General features: G+C 68.6%; 5 protein-coding genes. 2 read left to right on the top strand and 3 right to left on the bottom strand.

Features of this window, described 5'->3' with window-relative positions; translation table 11 throughout:
- Positions 1-19 precede the first annotated feature (19 nt).
- A complete protein-coding gene (locus sphsw_RS18155) occupies positions 20-274 on the top strand; it encodes an ATP synthase F1 subunit epsilon (RefSeq protein ID WP_031441853.1) in 255 nt (84 codons plus the stop codon).
- A 6-nt stretch (positions 275-280) separates the two neighbouring features.
- Here the strand turns inward: sphsw_RS18155 and sphsw_RS18150 are convergent, their stop codons facing one another.
- From sphsw_RS18150 to sphsw_RS18140, 3 genes are all read right to left on the bottom strand, one after another.
- Positions 281-1363, bottom strand: coding sequence for an acyltransferase family protein (locus sphsw_RS18150; protein WP_031441852.1), 1083 nt, complete (start codon positions 1361-1363; stop codon positions 281-283).
- Positions 1364-1409: 46 nt separating this feature from the next.
- Positions 1410-3581 (bottom strand): primosomal protein N', encoded by a 2172-nt coding sequence (locus tag sphsw_RS18145; RefSeq protein ID WP_031441851.1) that lies wholly within the window; start codon positions 3579-3581, stop codon positions 1410-1412.
- An 88-nt stretch (positions 3582-3669) separates the two neighbouring features.
- On the bottom strand, positions 3670-5076 hold the full coding sequence (locus tag sphsw_RS18140; RefSeq protein ID WP_235188467.1) for a sensor domain-containing diguanylate cyclase: 1407 nt from the start codon (positions 5074-5076) through the stop codon (positions 3670-3672).
- A gap of 140 nt (positions 5077-5216) precedes the next feature.
- Here sphsw_RS18140 and sphsw_RS18135 point away from each other — a divergent pair.
- On the top strand, positions 5217-5659 hold a 443-nt coding region (locus sphsw_RS18135; protein ID WP_235188466.1), incomplete at its 3' end, for a site-specific integrase.

Here is a 5659-nt window from a genome sequence, read left to right as displayed (position 1 = left end):
GAGGGAGAAGGCAAACAAGATGCTGCATTTCGAACTCGTCACGCCAGAAAAGCTCGTCCGGTCGGAGGAGGTCTATATGGTCGTCGTCCCCGGCACCGAAGGCGACTTCGGCGTGCTGGAAGGCCATGCGCCGTTCATGTCGACCGTCCGTGACGGAAGCGTGCAGGTGTACCGGACGCAGAACGGCACGTCCGAGACGATCGCGATCCGCGGTGGTTTCGCCGAGGTCAACGCCAAGGGCCTGACGATTCTCGCCGAGCAGGCGGGCGAGTAAACAGCCTCAGGCGAGCGCCGCGTCGGTAGCGACGGGCGCTGCCGCCTTGCGCTGCCGGGCTAGGACCTGCAGCAGCGGCCGTTCGATCCAGCGGTGGACGATGAGCCCCGCGACCGTCGACAGCATCACGAATAGCGCGACGAAGACCAGCGCCGGGCATTCCGGCAGGACCCCGCCGATGCGCCACACCAGCGCGATCAGGCAGGGGTGAACGAGATAGGTCGAATAGGAGGCGTCGCCGATCCGCGCGACGATCCGGTCGAACCGGCCGCCACCCGGCGTGTCGATCACCCCGAGCAGGACGAGCGCCCAGGGCAGCCCCCAGGTCCAGCTGCGTGCAATACCGGAGGTGCCGGCGACTGCCGCCTGGACATCGCCCGAGACCGCGGGACCTAGCCCGACGGCGATACCGATAGCGAGCAGCGCGGTTCCCAGAACCGTGGCCATCGCCGCGACGGGTGCGGTGATGCCCCGTCGCCAGGCGATCCAGACGAGCAGGCCAAAGGCGAATTCCAGCTGCATCGGATTGAAGAGGAGCCGCGCCGGCGCCCAGCCGGGCTGGACGATGCAGCCGAGCAGCGCAACGGTGAGCGTCGCGACCAGCAGCCACCGGGTCCTGTGGTGGCGGGCGGTCATCGCGAGTGCGACGAGCGCGTAGAAGGCAAATTCGAAGCCCAGCGTCCAGCCGACATAGAGCGAAGGCTGATGATAGTCGGCGCCATCGAGCAGCGGGAGGACGGTGATCGACATCAGCATCGCCTCGACCGGCTGCGGCTCGGTCGCGACGAGGATATAGGCGATGCTGGCGAGCGCGAAGAGCGGGACGATGCGGCGCCAGCGCTGGACGAGAAAACCCCAGGGATCGCGTGGTGCGGTCGCGAGCGACTGCGCCATGACGAAGCCGCTGATGACGAAGAAGAGATCGACGCCGCTGATGCCGACCACGGAGAGATTGGGCACCGACGGGATGAACGCGCCGGTGATCCGGACCGGACCCGCATCGACCAGGTTCGCTGCATGCGCGGCAACGACCATCGTCGCGGCGAGCGCGCGCAGCCATTGAATCGGGGTGACACGCTGCGCCGACATCCACCTTGGATAGCGTGCTAGCGGTTAAGCGTCGGTTGCTGTCGTATCAGAGAAAATTATAGGGATCGACGTCGACGGTGACGCGCACCTTGGACGGCCAGTCGAGCGTGCCGAGCCATGCACGGATGACGTCCTGTACGTCGAGCGCGCGCTTCGCGTGGACGAGCAGGCGGTAGCGGTGCCGGCCGCGCAGCATCGCGAGCGGTGCGGGCGCGGGGCCATAGACATGCATCCCCTCGACCTGCGGTGCGCTTCGCCCGACGAGATTGGCGGTGTCGTGCGCGCACCGCTGATCCTCCGACGACACGACGATCGCGGCATAACGGCCAAAGGGCGGCGCGCCCGCATCCTTGCGCGCCTCGGTCTCGGCCGCATAAAAGGCGTCGGCGTCGCCGGTGATCAGCGCCTGCATCACCTGCGCGGCGGGGCTGTGGGTCTGGATGAAGACATGGCCGGGCTTCTCCCCGCGGCCGGCACGCCCCGACACCTGGCGGATCTGCTGGAAGGTGCGCTCGGCCGCGCGCAGGTCGCCGCCGTCGAGCCCCAGATCCGCATCGACGACGCCGACCAGCGTCAGATTTGGGAAGTGATAGCCCTTGGTCACCAGCTGCGTGCCGACGACGATGTCGATATCGCCCGCCTCCATCCGGTCGACGAATTCCGCTGCCTTGGCAGGCGACCAGATCGTGTCCGACGTGACGACCGCGGTCTTCGCCTCGGGAAACAGCGCGGCGACCTCGTCCGCGATCCGCTCGACGCCGGGACCGCAGGCGACGAGCGTATCCTCGCCCTGGCATTCGGGACAGACGCGCGGCGTCGGCTCGGCATGGCCGCAATGATGACAGGCGAGCCGCCGCGTCAGCCGGTGCTCGACCATCCACGCGGTGCAGTTCGGACACTGGAACCGGTGCCCGCAGGTGCGGCACAGCGTCAGCGGTGCATAGCCCCGGCGGTTGAGGAACAGCAGCGCCTGTTCGCGCTTCTCCAGTGTCGCCTGCATCGCCTGAACCAGCCGCGGGGCGAGCCAGCGACCGCGCTCGGGCGGCTCCTTGATCAGGTCGATCGGCTCGATCGTCGGCATTTCCGCCACGCCGAACCGGCCGGGCAGCTTCAGTTCGGCATAGCGGCCGGTCGCGACCTGCTGGCGGGTCTCGATCGCGGGGGTGGCGGAGGCGAGGATGACCGGGCATCCCTCAAACTTGCCGCGCATCACCGCGACGTCGCGCGCATGATAATGCACGCCTTCCTCCTGCTTGAAGCTGGTCTCGTGCGCCTCGTCGACGACGATCAGGTCGAGATCGCGATAGGGCAGGAACAGCGCGGATCGTGCGCCGACCGTCACCAGCGCCTCGCCGCTCGCGATCGCACGCCATGCGCGCCTTCGCTGGGTCGACCGCAGCCCCGAATGCCACGCGATCGGCTCGCAGCCGAACCGGTCGTGGAAGCGCTTGAGGAACGGCTCGGTCAATGCGATCTCGGGCAGCAGCACCAGAGTCTGGCGGCCGTCGCGGATCGCCTGCGCGACCGCCTCGAAATAGACCTCGGTCTTGCCTGAACCGGTCACGCCGTCGAGCAATGTCGGCGTGAAGATGTGGTCGGCGACGCCTTTAACGAGCGAGTCCGCCGCTGCGCGCTGATCGGGCGACAGCACGGGGACGTGATGCAGCGGGTCGGGGACAGGGTAGGGGCTGTCGATATCCACCTCGACCGCCTCGATCCCGCCAACCTTGACGAGACCGCGAATGACCGCGTCACTCACCTCGGCGAGCTGCGCCAGCTCGCGGATCAGGCCCTGGCGATCGCCGATCCGTTCGAGCGCCTGTTCGCGTTGCGGCGTCAGGCGCGGGGGGATCGTGCCGGTCGCGCGATATTCGGTCGCGGTGCGCGCGCCCTCGAGCGCGGAAGTCGAGGCGAGCGACATCCGCAGCACCGAGGCAGGGGGCGCCAGATAATAATCGGCGGTCCATTCGATCAGCCGGCGAAGCGGCGCGCCGAGCGGCGGCACGTCCGCAACCGCGAGCAGATTGCGCAGGCGGTTGTCGCCGACCTCCGCATCGGACGGCATCCGCTCCGCCTCCCACACCACGCCGAGCAGCTGGCGCGGGCCGAGCGGCGCGACGACGATCGATCCGGGCGCGACGTCCATGCCCGCGGGCACGCGGTAGTCGAGCGGCCCGAGGGCGGCGTTGAGGATCAGGACACGGGCGCGCGACGACATGGCCAACGCATATGGGGGCAGATCGACTCGACGGAAACCTTTTAGCGGCGTGTGATCGTCGTAGCGGCGCCCATCGGGGTGAACCCGATCAGGCGGCGCGGCGCCGTTCGCCGATCCGTTCGCGCTTGGCGCGGTAGAGGACGATGTCGACGCGGTGGACGAAATCGCGGACCGTCTGGCAATCGGCTTCGAGCGCGGCGATGCCGACGGTGCCCGCGCTGATCATCGCCAGGCCGTCGACCGAGACCGGCACCTGCAGCGCCTCCTGCAGCCGGCTGACGATCTCATCGGGTGCACCGACCAGCGCGGGGTCGTCGACGATCACTGCGAATTCGTCACCGCCAAGCCGCGCGGCGAGGCTGCCGCGGAGCCATGGTGCCTGCAGGATCTGGCCAACGCCGCGCAGCACGTCGTCGCCTGCGTTATGGCCAAGCGTGTCGTTGATCGCCTTGAACCCGTCGAGATCGACGAGCGCGAGCAGCAACGGCGATGCCGCTGTACGCGCGCGCGTGATGGCCGCGTCGAGCGCCTGGTCAAACGCGGCCCGGTTGGCGAGGCCGGTGAGCGCATCGGTTTCGGCCGTGCGTCGCAGCGTGAGTTCGAGCGCGTGACGCTCTGTCACGTCCTGGAAGATGCCGACGATCGCGACGGGACCGTCCACGTTCCGCTGGGCCTCATGTTCGAGCTCGCCCTGCACCCGCACCCGTCGTGGATTGCCCAGCGCAGTGGTGAAGTCGAGTTCGAGATCGATCGGGACGCCGGTGCGGATGACGTCCGTGAGCGCCTGCGCGATCTGTTCGCGGGCATGGGGGGGATAGTGATCGATCGCCTTCGACGGGTCGGGTTGCGCGCCCAGCGGCAGCTCGTGGATCCGGAAGACGCCGTCGGACCATTCGAGCGGACCGTCGGGCCACAGCACGCGCCACGATCCGATCGCCGCCATCCGCTCGGCCTGGCGAAATATGCGGTCCTGGCGAGCGAGAACGGACGACTGGCGATCCGCGGTCACCGCGATCGCGAGTGCCTGGAGCGCTGCGGTCCGCGCAGCGATTGCCGCTTCGGCAAGCGTGGCGAGATGCACAAGCGCTTTCCGCCCTGCTGCGTTCAGGCTGCGCGGATGGGTGTCGAGCACGCACAGCGCGCCGATCGGGTGACGTCGTCCGTCGTCGGCGATCGCATGGATCGGGGCACCGGCATAGAATCGCACCCCGTCGGAGGCGGCAACCAGCGGATTGGCGGCGAACCGCGAATCGCCCGAGAGGTCCTCCACGACCAGCGGCGCCGATCCCTGGATGGTGACGTTGCACATGGTCACGTCGCGCGCGATCTCGCCGCGTTCGCCGTCATTGGCCGCCTTGATCCACAAGCGGTCGCGATCGATCAGCGTCATCATTGCGCTGGGGCAGTCGAGCATTTCGGCCGCCAGCGCGACGAGCGCGTCGAATTCGCGCTCCGGTTCGGTATCGAGCAGCGCGAGCGCGTTGAGCGTCGCCACCCGGCGTTCCTCGTCGGCCGAGGCAAAACGCGATGGTGATCCGGGCATTTCGCGAAGGGCGGACTCGGGGAGCGACATGTCTTCGAATAGGCCTGCGTTAGTTAATTTTCTTTGTCGTTCAAACGCTCTAGCATGCCGGAATGACCTCACCCGACACGCTTCCCCCGTCGATGCTCTGGGCGACGCATCTGGCGCGGGACCGGATGCGGTCGGTGCACACGGTCCGCGCCTATCGCGCGGTTGCCGAGCGGTTGACGGCGTTCCTGGTAGGGCACTGGGCGGGGGCGGTCGATCGCGCGGCGCTGGGCCGGACGAGCACGGCGGATCTTCGCGCCTATCTGGCCTATCGGCGCGGGCAGGGGCTGGGGAATGCATCGGCGGCGCGCGAGCTGTCCGCGGTGCGCGGTTTCCTCGCATGGGCGAATGCGGATGCCGAACCGCCGCGGCTGAAGGGGCCGCGGGTCCAGCGCGGCGTGCCGCGCCCGATCTCGCCGGCCGAAGCGGTGGCGCTGGCCGGGGAGGTCGCCGACGACGCTGCCGAGCCGTGGATCGGCGCGCGCGACTGGGCGGTGCTGATGCTGCT

It is taken from the genome of Sphingomonas sp. FUKUSWIS1, from assembly GCF_000733135.1.
GTDB classification, from domain to species: domain Bacteria; phylum Pseudomonadota; class Alphaproteobacteria; order Sphingomonadales; family Sphingomonadaceae; genus Sphingomonas; species Sphingomonas aerolata.
Note: the sequence above shows the minus strand (reverse complement) of the source record. Positions and strands in the feature narration are given on the sequence as shown.

What these genes read in the sequence shown, in the direction of transcription:
- sphsw_RS18155 (WP_031441853.1), top strand. Translation starts at nt 20, where the DNA reads ATGCTGCATTTCGAACTCGTCACGCCAGAAAAGCTCGTCCGGTCGGAG.
- sphsw_RS18150 (WP_031441852.1), bottom strand. Translation starts at nt 1,363, where the DNA reads ATGTCGGCGCAGCGTGTCACCCCGATTCAATGGCTGCGCGCGCTCGCC.
- sphsw_RS18145 (WP_031441851.1), bottom strand. Translation starts at nt 3,581, where the DNA reads ATGTCGTCGCGCGCCCGTGTCCTGATCCTCAACGCCGCCCTCGGGCCG.